We start from the raw sequence: 643 nt of genomic DNA, 5'->3' as shown, positions 1-643 counted from the left end.
TCATCCCCACTATTGCCATTGATTGCGTCGTTATCATCACCACCATAGACATAATCCTGGCCGTCTCCGGCATCAATAGTGTCGGCACCACTGAACCCATAATAGTGCTTCGAGCCTACGCCGTCCGAGGTGATATGGTCATCACTATCCGTTCCTAGGTTAGTTCCATTGGACAAGTTGTCGACAATGAGAGATAAACTTGAACCATCAGCAAATCGAGCTTCACGGATGTACGAGAAAGTCGTCTGCGACATAGCGATCACATCACTTTCATTCGAGCCATAATTTATCTTAATAAAACTGTCGCTTGTAGGATCTTGAGAAGAAGGTCTCGCATAGGTATAAATATCGCCAGCATTCAAACCACCCTCAAAAGCTAGGATATTGATGCCTTGGGTATCAGTAATATAGATCGTACCGTCACCGGGCTTCACGATAAAGGTATCATTACCCGCGCCTCCGTCTAAGCGGTCTGTACCCGAGCCTCCAGATAAAACGTCATCACCTTTTCCACCCTGGATCTGGTCATTACCTGCGCCGCCATATAATTGATCATCACCTTCACCGCCGTAAAGCCAGTCATGCTGCTCCCCGCCATTAAGACGGTCATTCCCTTCGTCGCCATAGAGAACATCACTACCTT

At 47.4% G+C, this 643-nt stretch carries 1 protein-coding gene; it reads right to left on the bottom strand.

Annotated elements, in window-relative coordinates:
- Positions 1-643 (bottom strand): calcium-binding protein (locus tag A3766_RS20505; RefSeq protein ID WP_304440976.1); only part of this gene is annotated, 643 nt, incomplete at both ends.

The organism is Oleiphilus sp. HI0132 (assembly GCF_001635845.1).
Note: the sequence above shows the minus strand (reverse complement) of the source record. Positions and strands in the feature narration are given on the sequence as shown.